This is a genomic window from Micromonospora sp. NPDC000121 (assembly GCF_042899165.1).
In the GTDB taxonomy this organism is placed as follows: Bacteria; Actinomycetota; Actinomycetes; order Mycobacteriales; family Micromonosporaceae; genus Micromonospora.
In genome coordinates, this window is record NZ_JBIAZP010000003.1 from 208,857 (window position 1) to 225,618 (window position 16,762).

A 16,762-nucleotide genomic window follows, 5' to 3' on the forward strand; every position below is an offset into this window, starting at 1 on the left:
CGGGGCCAACCCGAACCCCTCGCACTGACTTTCCACCGGGTTCAGCGGCCTCGGGCCCCCAGGACCTCACCGGCGTGGCGATCCCGCCGTCGGTCCCGCCGAACGGCGACGATGATCGCCGCCACAGCGGCCAGGCCGAGCGCGACCCACAGCAACGGGGCGGTCGGCACCTCGTCGGGCACCTGCTGGGCGAGGACGAAGACGCCCATCACCACGACGAACCAACCGAACGCCCTACGCAGCACGTCCTCCGGGATCCGGCCGGCGAGCCGGCCACCGAGCAGGCTGCCGGCCACGGCCGCGGCGGTCACCGCGACGGCCAACCCCCAGTCGATCCTGACGCTGGACAGGTAGCCGGCCAGGCCGGCGAAGGACTTCATCGCGATGACCACCAGCGAGGTGCCCACGGCGACCGGCATCGGCAGACCACCGAGCAGGGCCAGGGCCGGCACCACCAGGAAACCGCCGCCCGCGCCGACCAGGCCGGTGACGAGGCCGACCACGACACCGTCGAGGACCACCCGGAGCACGGGAAGCTCGTGCGGCACGCTCCGGCCCTCGGCGCCGCGCCCGCCTCGGATCATCGCGGCGGCGGTGGCGAGCATCATCAGCGCGAAGCCGGTCAGCAGCACCCCGGCCGGAATGAGCTCGGCGAGCCGGCCGCCAGCGTACGCGCCGGTCATGCCGGACAGGCCGAAGACCAGCCCGGTGCGCCACCGGATGCGCCCGGCCCGGGCGTGTGGCAGCACACCGAACGCGCTGGTGACGCCGACGACCAGCAGCGAGGTGGCGATGGCCTCCTTCGCCGGCAGGTCGGCGGAGTAGACCAGCAGCGGCACCGCCAGGATCGAGCCGCCACCGCCGAGCAGGCCGAGGCTGATCCCGATCAGCACGGCCAGCCCGACGGTCAGCGCGAGGCCGCCGGTCATGCCCGCCGCCCGGGCCGCCCTGCCCTCAGTTGGCCGACGACGGTGTCCAGGTCGCAGCTCGCGCCCCGGTTGTAGGGGAGCTTGCCGAGCAGCATGCCCATCGCGCAGGTGTTGGTGACCGCGGCGAACGTGAGCCCGGCGCCGATGAAGCCGGCGACCCACTTCACCTGGGGGACGAACACGGATCCGAGCACGCTGACCAGCACGATGGAACCGGCGACCAGGCGGACCTGGCGCTCCAGGTCCCATCGGGGCTTGCCCTGCGCGATCGGGGCGTGGGCTGCCTGCCAGGCCATGACCCCACCGGTGAGGACCTTGAGATTGGGCAGGCCGGCGCCGGCGAGCGCCTGTTCGGCCTGGGCCGCGCGGGCGCCGGAGCGGCAGATGAGCACCACGTCCTCGTCGAGGTGACGGCGCAGTTCCTCGCGGTGCTCCCTGAGCAGGTCCAGCGGCACGTTGTAGGAGCCGGGGATGTGGAAGGCCTCGAATTCGCCGGGCGTGCGGACGTCGAGCAGGCGCGGCGTGCGGCCGGAGTCGACCAGCTCGCGCAGCGTCGCGGCGTCGATCGTCCGAGGGGCGGTCGGGGTCGTGGTCATGTTCGTCCCTTTCATGGAGTCACTTCGGTACGGGCGCGGGCCGCTGATTGGGCCCCGCACGGTGGTAGGCGCCGTCGTGCCGGTGCCGTACGGCAGCGGCACGTGAGCGGGCCAGTCAGGCGGCGGCAGCCATCCGGACGCCGGCCTGCTCGGCCCGGCCGAACATGTCGTCGATCAGGACGACGTCGCGGCCGGCGTTGGCCAGCAGGGACGCGGCGGCGGTGGCGCGGTACCCGGAGCCGCAGTGCACCCAGACCGTCCCGGTGGGCACCTCGTGGAGCCGCTGGGGCAGGTCGGGTAGCGGGATGTGCACGGCGCCGTCGATGCGGCCGGCCTTCCACTCGTTGGTCATCCGCACGTCGAGGACGACGTGCGGGTCGGGAAGCCTGGCCGGGGTGTTCCCGCCCTGCGCGGCGGCGAGGGCAGGGAAGTCGGCAACGGTCAGCTTTCGCAGGTCTGACGGGTCGGTGGCCCACTGCTCGGGTGCGCCGGTGGCCTGTGCGGCGGGCCGGTCGACGCCGATGCGGGCCAGTTCCCGCTGGGCGTCGGCCACCTGCTCCGCCGTCTCCGCCAGCAGGGTGATCGGCACTCCCCGGTCGATCAGCCAGCCGAGCCACGTGGACATCGGCCCGTCGAGCCCGAGGCTGACGGTGCCGGCCAGGTGCGAGGCGGCGTACGCCTTGCGGTGGCGCAGGTCGACCACCCACTCGCCGGCGGTGATCCGGCGGCGCAGTTCGGCGGCGTCGGCGCGGGTCACCGGGGTGAGGTCGACCGGTGCCGGGCCGGTGGTGTTGACCACGCCCATGTGGGCGTAGTACGCCGGATAGGCGTCCAACCCGGCCAGCGTCTCCCGGACGAAGTCGTCGGCGGCCAGCCGCAGGACCGCGTTGGCCTGCCTCTCCCGGCCAATGGTCGACTCGGGCGCGTCGGCCTGACTGGCCGAGCAGAAGCTGCCGAAGCCGTGGGTGGGCCACACCTGTGCGCCGTCGGGCAGCAGGTCGGCCAGCTTCCGCGCGGACGCGTACTGGTGGTGGGCCAGTTCGTGTGCGTGCTGCTGGCCGAGCAGGTCGGTACGGCCGGTCGTGCCGAACAGCAGGGACCCGCCGGTGAACACGCCGGCCGGGGACCAGCCGCCGTCGGTGGCCTCGTCGAGCACGTACGACAGGTGGTGGAAGGTGTGTCCGGGAGTGCCGACGACCCGCAGCCGCAGCCCCTCGGACACCGTCACCTCGTCACCGTCGGACACCGGCACCCGGTCGAAGCCCACCTCGTCGTGGCCCGAGACCAGGTACTCCGCGCCGGTCAACCGGGCCAGTTCCAGGCCGCCGGAAACGTAGTCGTTGTGGATGTGCGTCTCGACCACGTGAGTGATCCGCACGCCCTTCTCACCCGCGAGGTACATGACCCGGTCGATGTCGCGCTGCGGATCCACCACCACCGCCACCCGGCCGTCCGTCGCCAGGTAACTGCGGTCACCCAGAGACGAGGTCGCGATGACCGACACCTGCACCGCCATCCGTCTGCTCCTTCCGCTATTTCATACCCCGGGGGGTATGTAGGGGACAGTCGTCACCCTTGATCGAAATCAAACACGCGCACGTCCCGGCGGCGTGTCCGCCGCCGGGATGTTTAGCGTCAGCCCCGGCGGATCACGCCAGAGCCAGGAACAACTTCTCCAGTTCCTCTTCGGTCATCTCCGGCTCCTCGCCCCGGTCGCGGGCGCCGGAGCAGTGCCGCATGCCAGAGGCGATGATCTTGAAGCCCGCGCGGTCGATCGCCTTCGACACCGCAGCAAGCTGGGTCAGGGCCTCACGGCAGTCCTGGCCGCTCTCCATCATCTCGATGACCGCGTTGAGCTGCCCCCGCGCTCGCTTCAGGCGGGTCAGTGCCTCCCCGGTCATTTCCGGACGCAACTTCACTCCATCCACCTCCGCATCCCACCGTAGCATGTACCCCCGGGGGTATGCCGGGATGGCCGCTGGCGCAGGTTGTGGGACTGGCTGGAACGGCGCCCGCGTGTGGCAACGCCGGCACGAGGTGCTGCTGGGCAAGCTGAGGGCAGCCGGCCAGTTGGACATGTCCGGCGGTGATCGGCGGCTCCGTCGCCGTCGTGGCGGATCCCGTCTCCGCCCGGTTGTCCGGACGGTGGGTCAGCGCACGTGTTCGGGGCGTACGCCGATGCCGACCAGCCGGGCGGGGAGGGCCTGTAGCGCCGGGAACCGTCTCGCCAGGCGCATCGGCGCCGGGGCGTCGATGCGGCCGGTGGCGTGCAGCAGCGGGTCGACGATGCGCCGCTGCGCGGCGCGCTGGATGTTCTGCGTCAGCACCGTCGGCACGTGCCGACGCTTCTGCACCGCGGCGAGATCGGCTTCGGTGACCGGCTGCCCGGCGGCGAGGTTCGGACCCAGCATCCGGGCGGTGGCCGCGGCGTCCTGCACCGCCAGGTTGATGCCGACGCCGCCGATCGGGGACATGGCGTGTGCGGCGTCGCCGATGAGCAGCGCGCCGGGCGCGTGCCAGCGCTGCAGCCGGTTGACCTTCACCGTCAGCAGCTTGACGTCGTCCCAGGTGGCGAGCTCGCCGACCCGGTCGGCGAGGACGGGATGCCGCCGGGTCACCTGTTCCCGCAGCGCCTCCAGCCCGGCCGCGCGGATCGTCTCGTAACCGCCCTTGGCGATGACGTAGGCGCACTGGTAGTAGTCGCCGCGGTCGATGGCGAGCATCAGCCCGCCGGCGCCGACCCGCATCGCCAGGCCGTCGCCGTCGTCTGCCCGGCGCGAGATCCGGAACCACAGCACGTCCATGGGCGCGCTGTAGTCGACCGGCCGCAGGCCGAGCTCCCGGCGTACCACCGAATCACGGCCGTCGCAGGCGACGGTGAGCGACGCCTCGATCTCCAGTTCGCCCTCCGGGCTGACGGCGCGTACGCCGGTGACGGTGCCGGATGGGTCGCGGAGCAGGCCCGTCACGGTGGTGGAGCGAAGCAGCGTGAAGGTGGGGAACCTCGCCGCCTCGGTCGCGAGCATCTCCAGGAAGTCCCACTGGGGAACGAAGTACAGGTAGTTGTGTGGCGTCGGCAGGCGCGTGAAGTCCGCGACGGTGTAGGTGCCGTCGTCGAAGGTGACGCGCAACGCGTCGGCCTTGCGCCCGGGCAGCCCCGCCATCCGTTCGCCGAGCCCGATCTCGTCGAGCATGTTCAGTGTGGAGGGGTGCACCGTGTCGCCGCGGAAGTCCCGGAGGAAGTCGGCGTGCTTCTCCAGCACGGTGACCTCCACTCCCTGCCGGGCGAGCAGCAGCCCCAGGACGAGCCCCGCGGGCCCGCCGCCGACGACGCAGACGGTGGTCTTCATGGATCCTCCCTAATCGCAACTCGTGTTGCTTTCTGAGTCTGTCATGATGGGACGATGTAACGCAACAGCCGGTGCGTTAAAGGAGGTGTCCGATGTCTGCCAGCCAGCGACCGGGCGGGCGCAGCGCCCGCGTCCGGGCCGCGGTCCTCACGGCCGCCCGTGGCCTCCTCGCCGACGGGTACGCCGAGCTGACCGTCGAACGGATCGCCCAGGCGGCCGGCGTCAACAAGACGTCGGTCTACCGCCGGTGGACCGACCTGGAGGGCGTCCTCGGCGATCTGCTCAGCGAGTACGCCAGCGAGGTCGTCCCGATCCCGGACACCGGCGACCTCGACACCGACCTCGAGGAACTGGCGTTGCTGATCCGGCGCGGCATGACCGGCGAACCCGGCGAGCTGATCACGGCCCTGGCCGCGGCCGCGCCCCGCAACCCGCGCGCCGCGCAGGTTGTCCGCGGCTTCTTCGCCGAACGGTTCGGCCTGGCCGAGGCCGTCGTCGACCACGCCGTCGCCCGCGGCGAACTGGCTGAGGGCACCGATGCCCGGGCCGCGATCGAGGTCCTGGGCGCGCCCTTCTTCCTGCGGCTGCTCGTCGTCGACGAACCCATCGACGAGGAGTTCGCCCGACGTGCCGCCGCCGCGACCGCCGCGGCCCTGCGCGCCGGCGTCTTCAGCCCGGCGCGAGAACCTCGTCCCGCCGTGGGCGCCCGTGCAGCGGCTTCCGCCAGCCGTCCCGGCCGGGCGCCCGACCCCGGGCGGTGACATCGATACGCGCGTCGAACCGCGACGCGGAAGCCCCGGTCATGAGTGCGGGCGCATCCCGCGCGCGACTGGTTCGGCCGACTACAACACGGTCTTCATCGGATGACCCTCCCGGTCGACGGGAGTCAAGGCAGGATCTCGACGTACCCTTCGGTTCCGTGCACGCGAATCCGCTGCCCATCCCGGATGAGCTTGGTCGCATGCTCCACACCGACGACGGCGGGCAGGCCGTACTCCCGAGCGACCACCGCCCCGTGGGTCATGAGGCCGCCCGCCTCGGTCACCAACCCCTCAACCACGACGAACAGGGGTGACCAGCTCGGGTCGGTGTAGGCGGTGACCAGGATGTCGCCTGGTGCGAGATCGGCCTCGGACATGTCCGAGATGACGCGAGCTCGCCCCTCGACGATTCCACCGGAAACCGGGAGGCCGACCAGCGCGCCGTGCGGCACATCGTCTCGTCGGTGCGTTCCGGAGATACCTTCCCCTTCCGACGTGAGCACCCGGGGCGGTGTGAGCGCTTGATACGACCTGAACGCGTCCTTGCGCTGCCGGATGAGCTGGTCATCCGCCTGGTTCGTGCGCGCGACGTCGTGCAGCTCCTGGAACGTCAGGTAGAAGCTGTCTTCCTTCTCCCGGAGCACGTTGGCCTGCACGAGGCGTTCGGCCTCTTTCAGCAGGGCCTGCTTGTAGACGAAGTAGCGGCTGACGATGTCGTACTTCGGATACTCGCGGTACCCGATGAAGGTCCGGACCCGGTCGATCATCCGCTTGGTTTCTTCGGCTTTCCGCTCCCCGTCGGGCAGGGCCCGCAGGCGCTCCAGGACCTCCCGTTCCTTCTTCTCCGCCTCCTGGCGTCCTCGCTCGAAGCGCCGCTCGCGAGCGCCCGGCTCGAAGTTCCTGATGTTGTCGAGGATGACGGGCACGAGCGTGGTGGGGCGTTCGCTCCAGCGCGGCCTCGTGATGTCGATTTCCCCGACGCAGCGCATGCCGTACCTGTCGAGGTAGGTCCGGATGGCGTCTCGCGCTTCCTGGCCGCCCGGGAGCTCGGCCAGGTCATCCAGGAAGCCTTCGTCCTCGACCGCCCGCAGGAAGGTCACCACCTCCGGATGCGGGCGGATGGCGTCGGCGACGTCCAGGAGCGCCAGCCCCATCTCCGACGTGACGTTGTGCGGCGCGGACAACGTGAGCGTGTCGGCCGCGTTCTTTTCGCCCAGCCACGCCTGCAGCTGCTCGTTGAGCCACCACGACGCTTCCATCCCCGCCATGATCGCCTGCATGCTGCGCGGATCGCCGATGGCCCGCTTGTGCTCCTCGAAGGACGCCAGGAGGAACTCGAACAGCGCCGGCCCCGATTTCGTCGCGATGTCGCGCTGCAAGGTGGCGATGGAGGCTTGGCTGCGTTCGATCAGGTCGGTGACGATGGCCGGGTCGGTCTCGACCGGTTCGGGGGCGCCGCGACCACCAGGCGGCCCTGCCGGACCCTGATCGGGCAGCGACGGGATGAAGCCGCGGCCGATGACGGTCTCCAGCGCTTTCCTGGTCAGTGGATCGGACCTCCCCGCCATCTCCAGCAGGCCGGCGCGGCTCGCCGGCGTTGCCAGGGCTCGGGTGACGTCGACGAACAGCCTTCCACCGGCGTCGCACATCGGCGCGAGGGCCGTCAGCTTCCACACGGAAAGCCCCAGGGGCTTCATGGGGTCCGTCATCATCTGCTGGTGACCGACGGATACGTAGACGTGGTTGGCTCCGTCGCCGGCCTCGGGGACGGGGAACAGCGTGGTGATCGGCCGGCTCTGGACGATCTGGAAGTCACCGTCGACCAGGCACCATTCGATGTCCTGAGGGTGGCCGAAGTGGGCCTCGATCCGCCGGCCCAGCTGCACCAGCCGCACGACCTGTGCATCGGTCAGCGCCGGCTGCTCCTGCCGCTGCGAGTCGACCGCCTGTTCCTCCGTCCCGCCGGCCGGCAGGGCGTGGATGGCAAGCCGCTTGGTGGCGATCGCCTTGTCGATGATCTGACCGTCGCGCACCCTGTAGGCGTCCGCGTTCACCAGCCCGGAGACCAGAGCCTCGCCGAGGCCGAAGCTGGCCTCCACAGAGGCGACCTTCCGGTTGGACGTGACGGGGTCGGCCGTGAACAGGACGCCGGCCGCCTGCGGGAACACCATCTTCTGCACGACGACGGCCATGTGGACCGCGCGGTGGTCGATGCCGTTGCGCTGACGGTAGGTCACGGCCCGCTCGGTGAACAGCGAGGCCCAGCACCGGCTGACGTGTTGGAGGATCGCCGCCGGCCCCACGATGTTCAGGTACGTGTCCTGCTGCCCCGCGAAGGAGGCCGTCGGCAGGTCTTCTGCCGTCGCGCTGGACCGGACGGCGTAGGCAGCTCGCTCACCCAGCGGGGTGAGAGCCCGGGTGATGGCTGCCGCCACGTCGTCGGGGAGGACGATCGCTTCGATGGTCCGGCGGATCTCCGCACTGAGCGCACGGATCGTCTCCCGGTCGTCCGGCTTGAGGCGCGACAGCTGATCGAGCCTGCCGTCGATCGACGGCGCTTCGGCCATGATCCGCCGGAAGGCGTCCGTCGTCACGCAAAAGCCAGCCGGCACCCGGATGCCGTCGATCCGCGATAACGCCCCCAGGTGCGCGCCCTTGCCGCCAACGATCGCGACCTGTGTCTCGTTGACCTCTTGGAGACCCAACACGTACTGCTCGATCATCGCGATACCTCCGAGGCAGCCGTCCTGCGCCGCACGTCACCGAGCGGGCGGATCACCCGCGTCTCGAACTCGGTCCCACCTTCTGGGGTTGTCCTCATCTCTCCCTGCCTTCCCCCTGTGATGGTCGGCTGGCCGCTCCGCCCATTCAGACGGCGCGCACGCCCACATCTCCACGTCGATCCGTCGCAATCGCACCCCGAACGCGACCAGCGGTTCGGCGTCATCGCACCTCCCACGGGTCGTCAACAACGCACGCGCGTCGTGCCCATTTCCTCGTCCGTTTTTTGGGCCCGGCCGACGATTCTGCGGTAAGCCCCGGGTCTTGCGGCAAGCCCCCCGGTGCGATATACGTTAAAGTGGGATCGTTGACTTCGTTGTTGTCCGCTGCGGCCTGAAGCCCTTGTGGAAGCGGTGGCATGGCGCGAACAGCGGTACACATCGTCGGCCCAGCAGGATGTCGAATCGGTTTACGGATAAGCCGCGGGCGAGACGTCTTCCCTTTCTTCGGCAAAACCCGAACGTGAGCGCGCCCCCATTCTCCTCACGACTTGTATGCGATGCGGCATCGCCTGGATCACGCTGGAGCAAGCTGGCCAGCTCCGCCAAGTCGTTGTCGCTCGGCCCACAGTCGATGCCCACCTTCGACCGCTGCCTTCTCGAACCCCGCGCGCAGGGCGACCTTCCAGTAGTAGCGACGGCGGTAGCTGCTATCAATGCCGCCATGACCGGCGATGGGATCATCCAGCGGATCCGCGAGCAGACACCTGCCGGTGAGCTGCCACCACCCGCACCGCCTGAAGCCGTGGCCGAGCTGGAAGACGCGGTCGGGCATTCGATGCCTGCGCTGCTCAAACGGATCTACCTCGACGTCGCCGACGGCGGTTTCGGCCGCGGGGGTGAGGCCTTGTCCCTCACCGACACGACCTACAGCTTCAGCGACAGCGGTCGGCTGTTGGAGGAGTACCTGAGCTGGTGCGAGCGCCCAAATCACCCCGCCTCGGTTGTTCCCCTGCTGGCCTGGGGCTGCGCGATCTGGTCCCTGGTCGACTTCGGCACGCCCGAGGGCCGCATGTGGGGCTGGGATCCGAACGTCCGCTGCCTTGAACATGCCCTGTTTCCCGAGGACCTCACCCTGGCTGAACGGCTCTCCGGCTGGCTGGAGGGACGCGAGGACTTCCCAGAGGCGCCGACGCCACTCGACTGCCCGAACTGTTGATCATCCTGATCGTGGTCACGGCGATCGCCGCAGTCCGCTCGGCCGGAAACCCGTAGACGCCGGTGACGGTCGGCGACGGAGCGACCAGCAGCCGGTCGCCACGCTGGCGGCGGAGGGTCTCAGCGGACGGGCCCGGCGGCTCCACTCAGGTCGCCGGCCTCGGTGTGGTCGCCGTCGGCGCGGCTCGCCGGCAGTACCGTGGGGACGGGCCCCGACGAGTCGCGTACCACCAGGAGGTGGCCGGTCGACCGGCGGCGGGGGCGGGTCGACCGGGGCTTGAGCGCGAGCGACAGCGCCATCCGGCCCATGTCCGTCATCGGCAGCCGGATGGTGGTGAGGCTGGGGGCGAGGTCGGCGGCGACGGAGACGTCGTCGAACCCGACGACCGACATCCGCTCGGGCACGGGGATGCGGTGCGCCCGCAGCGTCGACAGCACGCCGATGGCCATCGCGTCGTTGAGCGCGATGATCGCGGTGGTGCGGGGATGGTCGCGCAGGATCCGTTCGGCGGCGACCCGGCCGCCGTCGCGGGTGAAGTCGCAGTGCACGACGGGAAGGCCGTCGAGGGAGAGCCCGCGCTGCCGCAGGGCGGTCGCCACGCCGGCGAGCCGGTCGGCGACGGTGGTGAGCCCGGCCGTGCCGGCTGCGACGGCGATGTGGCGGTGCCCGAGGTCCAGCAGGTGCTCGGCGAGGGCGCGGCCGCCGGCCTCGTTGTCGGGCAGGACCGCGTCGACGCCGAGGGCGTGCCGGCCGATGACGGCGACCCGGCCGCCCTGGCTCTGGAACTCCGCGAGCTCCGCGCGGGCCTCGGCCTCGATCCGGGCGTCGTCATAGCCCGATCCGGCGATCAGGATGATCCCGACCCGCTGCGCGATGAGGTGGCGCAGCTGCCGTAGCTCCGCGTCCGGGTCCCGGCCGGAGTGGCAGATCTGCACCAGCAGCCCCTCCTCGGCGGCCACCTGGATGACCCCGCCGGCGATCTCCGAGAAGTAGGGGTCGTCGACCTGGTGCACGACCAGCCCGACCGTCGAGCTCGCGCCGCCGGCGAGGGTGCGGGCGTACGGGTTGGCGACGTACCCCAGCTCCTGGGCGACCTGCCGGACGCGCCCCGCGACCTCCTCGCTGACCCCTTCCCGTCCGGCGAGGGCGCGGGACGCGGTCGCCAGAGAGACGCCCGCGCGCTCCGCCACGTCGATCAGACGCAGTCTCGGGCCTGGCCTGGGCATCGGCAACTCCCTGGAAACATCGATGTCATCTGAGCTATTGCCAGTGACGCAAGACACAGCCTAGTCTACGAAAGCGCTTTCGCAAGCGCTTCCGTCCCGGCAAAGGAGCGTCTCGGGATGACAACCCGTTTGAAGCGAATCCAGTGGATGACAGCACTCGGCGCGAGCCTCACCCTCGCGCTCACGGCCTGTGGCGGCGGCGGTGGCGGGGGCTCCTCCGACGCCGACGATCCGATCGTCGTGGGGATCTCCCTTCCCCTGACCGGGGACTTCTCCGAACCGGGCAAGGGTGTCCAGCGCGGCTACGAGGCCTGGGCCAAGATCACCAATGACAAGGGCGGTCTCCTGGGCCGCAAGGTCGAGCTGAAGATCCTCGACGACCAGTCGAACGCGGACCGTGTGGTCGCCGACTACGAGCAGCTGATCGGCAAGGACAACGTGGACCTCGTGGTGGGCCCGTTCTCGACCCGCCTCGTCGTGCCCGCGGCCCGGGTCGCCGAGGAGTACGGCATGCTCTTCGTCGAACCGGCGGGCGCGGCGAAGGAGGTCTTCGAGCAGGGCTTCAAGAACCTGTTCTACGCCGCCCCGGCGGTGGCGAACGACCACTACAACCACCTGGCCGAGTACATCCTGGCACTGCCGCCCGACCAGCGGCCGAAGACCGCGGCATATGCCGCCATGGACGACCCGTTCGCGCAGGGCACGGCGTACGGACTGAAGGAGAAGCTCGAAGCGGGTGGCGTCCGCACCGTCGTCGACGAGGTCTACCCGCCGAACACCACCGACTTCGGCAGCATCGCCGCGAAGATCGCGTCGTCCAAGGCCGACATCGTGGTGGGCGGCTCGCAGTACCAGGACGGCGTGAACCTGATCGTCGCCCTCCAGCAGCTCAGGTACCAGCCGAAGCTGGCCGCCTTCTCCACCGCCCCGACGAACCCCGAGTTCGCCGCGGCGATCGGCAACAAGACCGAGGGGATCCTCTCGCCGACCGGGTACACGCAGGACGCGCCGTACCCGAGCAACAAGGAGTTCGTCGAGAAGTACACCGCGCAGTTCGGCTCGCCGCCGGAGGAGGACGAGGCCAACGCGTACACGACCGGGCAGGTCGTCGCGGCGGCGGTCACCGCGGCCGGCTGCGCCGAGCAGGGTGAGTGTCAGAAGAAGTTGGTCGAGTGGGTTCGCGGCAACACCGTGGAGACGGTGGTCGGCCCGCTCTCCTGGGACGAGACGGGCAAGCCCAAGGGCGCCCACATGATCCAGCAGTGGGTGGGCGGCAAGATCCAGATCGTGCTGCCGGCCGACGCCAAGGAGACCGGCCTCGTCTACCCGAAGCCGGCCTGGTAGGACGACATGCCCTCCGGTGCCTTGCTCTTCCAGAGCATCATCCTGGGTCTGCTGCTGGGAGGGCTCTACGCCCTCCTGGCAGCGGGACTCACCCTCTACTTCGGAATCATGCGGGTCGTGATGATCGCCCACTCGGCGTTCCTCATCCTCGCCGCGTACCTCGCCTGGTGGTCCCACACCCGGCTGGGTATCGATCCGCTGCTGTCGATGATCGCCACCGTGCCGCTCTTCTTCGCCAGCGGCGTCCTGCTGCAGCGGCTGCTCCTGGCCCGGCTGCGCCCGGTCACGCTGACCATGATGTCGGTGCTGCTGACCTTCGCGATCGCGGTCGTCATCGAGGGTCTGCTCGGCTACGCGTTCAGCGGCACCCAGCGGCGGATCCAGCTCGGCTACGGCTCGGCGAGCTTCGGGATCTTCGGTGCCCGGGTCGCGGTGGTCAAGCTGATCGCGTTCGGCCTCGCCGCCGTCGCCCTGCTCACCCTCTACCTGCTGATGAAGAAGACCACCTTCGGCTGGGCCCTGCGGGCCACCATCCAGCACCGCGACGCGGCGCGGCTGGTGGGCATCGAGACCGAGCGGGTGGCCGGGTACGGCTTCGGCCTCGGCCTCGCCACCGCGGCCGTCGGCGGCACGGCCCTGGCCCTCGACACGACCATCTACCCGTCGCTGCACTGGCACTGGATCGGCCCGCTGATGGCCATCATCGTGGTGGGCGGGCTGGGCAGCGTACCCGGTGCCGCGATGGCCGCGATGGTGCTCGGCATGCTGCAGAGCCTGCTACAGATCCCGCTCGGCACGACCTGGGCGCAGACCATCTTCTACCTGGCCCTGTTCGCGACGCTGGCGTTCCGGCCACAAGGTTTCTTCGGAGGTCGCCTTGCCCAGCGCTTCTGACCCGACGACGGTGGCCGTCGCGCCGGCCGGGGCGGTGACCGCGCGGCGCAGCCTCGACCGGGTCCTCCAGGTGGCGGCGATCGTGCTGCTCGCCGCGGCGGTGCTGGCCTTCCCGGCCCTGGCACCCAACCCGTACATCCTCTCGGCGGGCGTCGTGGTGCTCAACTACGCGGTGCTCTCGACGTCGTGGAACTTCGTCGGTGGGTTCACCGGGTACATCTCCCTCGGCCACGGCGCCCTCGCCGGGCTCGGCGGCTACGGGACCGCCCTGCTGGTCACGAAGGCCGGCCTGCCGAGCTTCGTGGCCCTCGTGGTGGCGGCCCTGCTGGCGGCCGCTCTCGCCGTACCGATCGGCTTCGCCGCGCTGCGGGTCCGTGGCGCGTCGTTCGTCATCGTCTCGATCGCGCTGGTGCTGATCCTGCTGCTGGTCTTCCAGAGCTGGGCGTCGCTCACCGGAGGGTCGCGTGGTCTGGTCGTGCCGCGCCCGTTCCCGGACCTGCTCCGTCCGGAGCACCACCGGGCGTTCTACTACCTGTTCACCGGCCTGCTCGCGCTGGCCCTGCTGGCCTGGTGGGTCATCGACCGCTCCCGGTTCGGCCTCGGGCTGAAGGCCATCCGGGAGGACGAGGACAAGGCGGAGGCGCTGGGCACCCCGACCTTCGCGTACAAGCTGGTGGTGTTCGTGGTCTCGGCGGGGTTCACCGCCCTGGGCGGCGGGCTCTACGCGCTCTGGTTCGGTGACCTCGACCCGGTGTTCCAGTTCTCCATCCTCACCGGCTCGTACCTGGTGCTGATGGCGCTGCTCGGCGGCGTCCGGAACCTGTTCGGCCCGCTGATCGGCGCGCTGGTGGTCGGCATCGGGCTGGAGTACTTCAAGGTGGAGTTCGGCGACACCCAGCTGCACCTGGTCGCGACGGGTCTGCTGCTCGCGCTGGTCGTGCTCTTCATGCCCGACGGCGTGCTGCCGGCGATCGGCTCCCTGCTCGGCCGGATGCGGCCGGCGCAGAACTCGATCCGCGAAATCACGGCCGCGCAGCTGCGCGAGCAGCGCGCCTCGGCCACCGGCCCGCCGCCCGCCCGGGAACCGGTGGACGCCGCCGCCGGCACCGCCGGTGCGCGGGCCCAGTCGACGGAGGAGCGGGCATGAGCGGCATGCGCGGGGTACGAGGTCTGGCCACCGCCGGGCTCACCAAGGCGTTCGGTGGCGTGGTGGCGCTCGACGGGGCGACCGTCGAGTTCCAGCACGGCAAGGTCAACGCGCTGATCGGGCCGAACGGGTCGGGCAAGACGACCTTCTTCAACTGCGTCACCGGGATGATCCGGCCGGACGGCGGGCAGGTCACCTACGGCGGGCGGAACATCACCGGCGCGGCCCCGCACCGCATCGTCCACGCCGGCGTCGGCCGTACGTTCCAGCTGTGCCGCGTCTTTCCCCGGATGACGGCGCTGGACAACGTCCTCGCGGCGGTGCGCCCGACCGGCCTGACCGGCCTGCTGCGCGGCGCCCGCGCCCACGCGGAGGTCGACCGTGCCCGGGGCTGGCTCACCCGCCTCGGCATCGAGCACCTGGCCGACGTGGAGGCGCGCAACATGTCCTGGGGCCAGCAGAAGCTGCTGGAACTCGCCGGTGTGCTGATGAGCGACCCGGAAACCGTCCTGCTCGACGAGCCGGCCGGCGGCGTCAACCCGGCGCTGCTGGACCGGATCGGCACCCTGGTCCGCGAACTCAACGCCGAGGGGCGCACGTTCGTGATCGTCGAGCACAACATGGACCTCGTGATGAGCGTCAGCGACCACATCGTGGTGTTCGACCGCGGCCGCCCGATCGCCGAGGGCCCGCCGTCGCTCATCCGCTCCGACGAACGCGTCCTGGGGGCCTACCTTGGCGTCTGAAATCGAACTCGTCGACATCCAGGCCGGCTACGGGCGCGCCGCGCCGGTGCTGCGCGGCCTGACCGTCTCGGTGCCCGCGGGCCAGATCGTCTGCCTGGTCGGCCCCAACGGCGCCGGGAAGTCCACCGTCCTGAAGGTCGCCAGCGGGCTGCTCAGGCCCCGCTCCGGGAGGATCCTCGTCGGCGGCGTGGACGTGACCGGCCAGGGGCCGCAGCGGATGCTCGCCTCCGGCGTCGCGCACGTCCTGCAGGGGCACAGCGTCTTCCGCGAGATGACCGTGGCGGAGAACGTGCTGCTGGGCGGCTACACGTTGAAGGACAAGGCGCTGATCGCCGAACGGACGGCCTTCGTCAAGGAGGTCTTCCCGGTCGTCGCGCAGCGCTGGAACTCGCTGGCCGGACTGCTCTCCGGCGGCCAGCAGAAGCAGGTGGAGTTCGCCCGGTCGCTCATGGTCAACCCCAAGGTCGTGCTCCTCGACGAGCCGTCCATGGGGCTGGACCCGAAGGCGACGACCACCGTGTTCGAACAGGTCGTGCGAATGCGCGACGCCGGTACGGCGGTGCTGCTCGTGGAGCAGAACGCCCGGCGGGCGCTGGAGACGGCCGACCTCGGCTGCGTGCTCGACCTCGGGCGCGTGCACATCTCCGGGCCGGCGCCGCAACTGTTGGCCGACCCGCAGCTCGGCGAGCTGTACCTCGGCGGACGGCCCGCCGAGCCGACGGCACCGCCGAAGCGGTAACAGACCCCGACGTGACAGCGGCACACAGAGTTGGAGCGTGAGCACGTAAGCGCTTTCGAAAGCGGTTGCGTGCTCCCGCCGGAGCGGAAACGAGGTGTATCGCGATGACCAGAACGAGACGGCTCGTCGTCGCCACCGCCGCCGTGCTGGCGACCGGTGTGCTGGCGGGCGCCGGGGCACCACCGGCCCAGGCGGATCGGAGCAACCCGCGCGACGTCCATCCCCACCTGCGATCGAGCCTGGTCGCCCTCTACGACTTCGACCACCCGGCGGAGGGCGACGCGGCGCTCGAGCGGGACCTGGGCCGCTCCGGCACCGAGATCGAACTCGTCAACGGCGGCGCCGACATGCGCGTGCCCGAGCGCGCCTACCCGGGCAGCGGCAACGCCCTGCACACCCGGCAGGTGAACCCCGCCCAGGCCGGCAACGACGACTGGAAGGCCGGCACCTGGTCCGCCAGCGGCGTACGCACCCTGCGCCCCTTCGCCGGCACCCAGGGCACCACCGTGATGGGCTGGTTCAAAATGGAGATGGACGCCCCGGCGCTCAACTCCACCACCACCAACCCGGCCGACCGGTTCAACGCGATCGGGCTGGCCGGCGTGCTGACCGGCGACTCGGACGGCCACGGCGTCCGGGCGCTGCTGGAACTCATCGACGTCAACGGCGAACTGCGGCTGGTCGCGCTCGGCCGGCGCCTCGACGGGGGCAACTCGCAGACCTTCGCGGCGAGCGAGGACTGGCGGACGCTGCTGCCGAAGGGGGAGTGGGTCCACCTCGCGGCCACCTTCGACTTCAACACCGGCACCCTGGCGCTCTACCGCAACGGCCAGCCGGTGGACGGCTTCTACACCCGCACCGACGACCCGTGGCGCGTGTCCGGCCCCGGCCCGCACGTCACCACCGCCTCGGACCCGCGAGGCATCAAGATCGGCGGGAGCTTCCCGCAGGACACGCTGGAGCGGAACCCGTGCGACTGCCGCATGGACGCCCTGATGTTCCTCGACACCGTCGTCTCGGCGTCCGACGTCGAGAAGCAGTACCGCTACATGGCCCGCTGACCACCCTCCGCACCGCCTCACCGGAAGGGA

Annotated in this window: 15 protein-coding genes; 8 read left to right on the plus strand and 7 right to left on the minus strand. The window is 70.6% G+C overall.

From position 1 onward, the window contains the following. Nucleotides 1-41: 41 nt before the first annotated feature. The 5 genes from ACFY23_RS11515 to ACFY23_RS11535 all read right to left on the minus strand — a co-directional run bounded on the left by ACFY23_RS11515 (nucleotide 42) and on the right by ACFY23_RS11535 (nucleotide 4,875). Nucleotides 42-929 carry a sulfite exporter TauE/SafE family protein gene (locus ACFY23_RS11515; RefSeq protein WP_350682625.1) on the minus strand — a complete coding sequence of 296 codons (888 nt, stop codon included), beginning with the start codon at nucleotides 927-929 and terminating at the stop codon, nucleotides 42-44. Then, nucleotides 926-1,525, minus strand: a complete 600-nt coding sequence (locus ACFY23_RS11520) for a rhodanese-like domain-containing protein (RefSeq protein WP_350682627.1) — start codon at nucleotides 1,523-1,525, stop codon at nucleotides 926-928. Before ACFY23_RS11520 ends, ACFY23_RS11515 begins: the two co-directional genes overlap by 4 nt. 115 nt (nucleotides 1,526-1,640) lie before the next feature. Beyond that, nucleotides 1,641-3,041, minus strand: a complete 1,401-nt coding sequence (locus tag ACFY23_RS11525; RefSeq protein ID WP_350682629.1) for an MBL fold metallo-hydrolase — start codon at nucleotides 3,039-3,041, stop codon at nucleotides 1,641-1,643. A 133-nt stretch (nucleotides 3,042-3,174) separates the two neighbouring features. Further along, complete coding sequence (locus ACFY23_RS11530) at nucleotides 3,175-3,444, minus strand: metal-sensitive transcriptional regulator (protein ID WP_350682631.1); 270 nt, start codon at nucleotides 3,442-3,444, stop codon at nucleotides 3,175-3,177. Nucleotides 3,445-3,675: 231 nt separating this feature from the next. Continuing rightward, nucleotides 3,676-4,875, minus strand: a complete 1,200-nt coding sequence (locus ACFY23_RS11535; protein ID WP_350682633.1) for an FAD-dependent oxidoreductase — start codon at nucleotides 4,873-4,875, stop codon at nucleotides 3,676-3,678. Between the two features lie 92 nt (nucleotides 4,876-4,967). Between ACFY23_RS11535 and ACFY23_RS11540 the strand changes: the two genes are divergently transcribed. Next, nucleotides 4,968-5,636, plus strand: a complete 669-nt coding sequence (locus ACFY23_RS11540; RefSeq protein ID WP_350682635.1) for a TetR/AcrR family transcriptional regulator — start codon at nucleotides 4,968-4,970, stop codon at nucleotides 5,634-5,636. Nucleotides 5,637-5,761: 125 nt separating this feature from the next. Here the strand turns inward: ACFY23_RS11540 and rph are convergent, their stop codons facing one another. Next, nucleotides 5,762-8,359 carry a rifamycin-inactivating phosphotransferase gene (gene rph / locus ACFY23_RS11545; protein ID WP_350682637.1) on the minus strand — a complete coding sequence of 866 codons (2,598 nt, stop codon included), beginning with the start codon at nucleotides 8,357-8,359 and terminating at the stop codon, nucleotides 5,762-5,764. Between the two features lie 721 nt (nucleotides 8,360-9,080). Here rph and ACFY23_RS11550 point away from each other — a divergent pair. Beyond that, on the plus strand, nucleotides 9,081-9,575 hold the full coding sequence (locus tag ACFY23_RS11550) for a hypothetical protein (protein WP_350682639.1): 495 nt from the start codon (nucleotides 9,081-9,083) through the stop codon (nucleotides 9,573-9,575). Between the two features lie 119 nt (nucleotides 9,576-9,694). Here ACFY23_RS11550 and ACFY23_RS11555 read toward each other — a convergent pair whose 3' ends face one another. Beyond that, complete coding sequence (locus ACFY23_RS11555) at nucleotides 9,695-10,801, minus strand: LacI family DNA-binding transcriptional regulator (protein WP_350682641.1); 1,107 nt, start codon at nucleotides 10,799-10,801, stop codon at nucleotides 9,695-9,697. 117 nt (nucleotides 10,802-10,918) lie between these two features. On the opposite strand from ACFY23_RS11555, the gene ACFY23_RS11560 reads away from it, so the two are divergent. The 6 genes from ACFY23_RS11560 (at nucleotide 10,919) to ACFY23_RS11585 (ending at nucleotide 16,732) form a co-directional block, all read left to right on the plus strand. After that, nucleotides 10,919-12,145, plus strand: coding sequence for an amino acid ABC transporter substrate-binding protein (locus ACFY23_RS11560; RefSeq protein WP_350682643.1), 1,227 nt, complete (start codon nucleotides 10,919-10,921; stop codon nucleotides 12,143-12,145). A 6-nt stretch (nucleotides 12,146-12,151) separates the two neighbouring features. Next, on the plus strand, nucleotides 12,152-13,039 hold the full coding sequence (locus tag ACFY23_RS11565; protein WP_350682645.1) for a branched-chain amino acid ABC transporter permease: 888 nt from the start codon (nucleotides 12,152-12,154) through the stop codon (nucleotides 13,037-13,039). Then, entirely contained in the window at nucleotides 13,023-14,186 is a 1,164-nt protein-coding gene (locus ACFY23_RS11570) for a branched-chain amino acid ABC transporter permease (protein WP_350682647.1), read from the plus strand. The genes ACFY23_RS11565 and ACFY23_RS11570 overlap by 17 nt, the downstream gene beginning before the upstream one ends. Continuing rightward, nucleotides 14,183-14,932, plus strand: coding sequence for an ABC transporter ATP-binding protein (locus tag ACFY23_RS11575; protein WP_350682649.1), 750 nt, complete (start codon nucleotides 14,183-14,185; stop codon nucleotides 14,930-14,932). Before ACFY23_RS11570 ends, ACFY23_RS11575 begins: the two co-directional genes overlap by 4 nt. Continuing rightward, on the plus strand, nucleotides 14,922-15,671 hold the full coding sequence (locus ACFY23_RS11580) for an ABC transporter ATP-binding protein (protein ID WP_350682651.1): 750 nt from the start codon (nucleotides 14,922-14,924) through the stop codon (nucleotides 15,669-15,671). The genes ACFY23_RS11575 and ACFY23_RS11580 overlap by 11 nt, the downstream gene beginning before the upstream one ends. 104 nt (nucleotides 15,672-15,775) lie before the next feature. Beyond that, entirely contained in the window at nucleotides 15,776-16,732 is a 957-nt protein-coding gene (locus ACFY23_RS11585) for a LamG-like jellyroll fold domain-containing protein (protein WP_350682653.1), read from the plus strand. Nucleotides 16,733-16,762: the final 30 nt, after the last annotated feature.

Excerpts from the sequence above, each read along its gene's own strand:
- ACFY23_RS11575 (WP_350682649.1), top strand. The coding sequence starts at position 14,183 with ATGAGCGGCATGCGCGGGGTACGAGGTCTGGCCACCGCCGGGCTCACC.
- ACFY23_RS11540 (WP_350682635.1), top strand. The coding sequence starts at position 4,968 with ATGTCTGCCAGCCAGCGACCGGGCGGGCGCAGCGCCCGCGTCCGGGCC.
- ACFY23_RS11525 (WP_350682629.1), bottom strand. The coding sequence starts at position 3,041 with ATGGCGGTGCAGGTGTCGGTCATCGCGACCTCGTCTCTGGGTGACCGC.
- ACFY23_RS11585 (WP_350682653.1), top strand. The coding sequence starts at position 15,776 with ATGACCAGAACGAGACGGCTCGTCGTCGCCACCGCCGCCGTGCTGGCG.
- ACFY23_RS11515 (WP_350682625.1), bottom strand. The coding sequence starts at position 929 with ATGACCGGCGGCCTCGCGCTGACCGTCGGGCTGGCCGTGCTGATCGGG.
- ACFY23_RS11560 (WP_350682643.1), top strand. The coding sequence starts at position 10,919 with ATGACAACCCGTTTGAAGCGAATCCAGTGGATGACAGCACTCGGCGCG.
- ACFY23_RS11565 (WP_350682645.1), top strand. The coding sequence starts at position 12,152 with ATGCCCTCCGGTGCCTTGCTCTTCCAGAGCATCATCCTGGGTCTGCTG.
- ACFY23_RS11520 (WP_350682627.1), bottom strand. The coding sequence starts at position 1,525 with ATGACCACGACCCCGACCGCCCCTCGGACGATCGACGCCGCGACGCTG.
- rph (WP_350682637.1), bottom strand. The coding sequence starts at position 8,359 with ATGATCGAGCAGTACGTGTTGGGTCTCCAAGAGGTCAACGAGACACAG.
- ACFY23_RS11555 (WP_350682641.1), bottom strand. The coding sequence starts at position 10,801 with ATGCCCAGGCCAGGCCCGAGACTGCGTCTGATCGACGTGGCGGAGCGC.
- ACFY23_RS11550 (WP_350682639.1), top strand. The coding sequence starts at position 9,081 with ATGACCGGCGATGGGATCATCCAGCGGATCCGCGAGCAGACACCTGCC.
- ACFY23_RS11535 (WP_350682633.1), bottom strand. The coding sequence starts at position 4,875 with ATGAAGACCACCGTCTGCGTCGTCGGCGGCGGGCCCGCGGGGCTCGTC.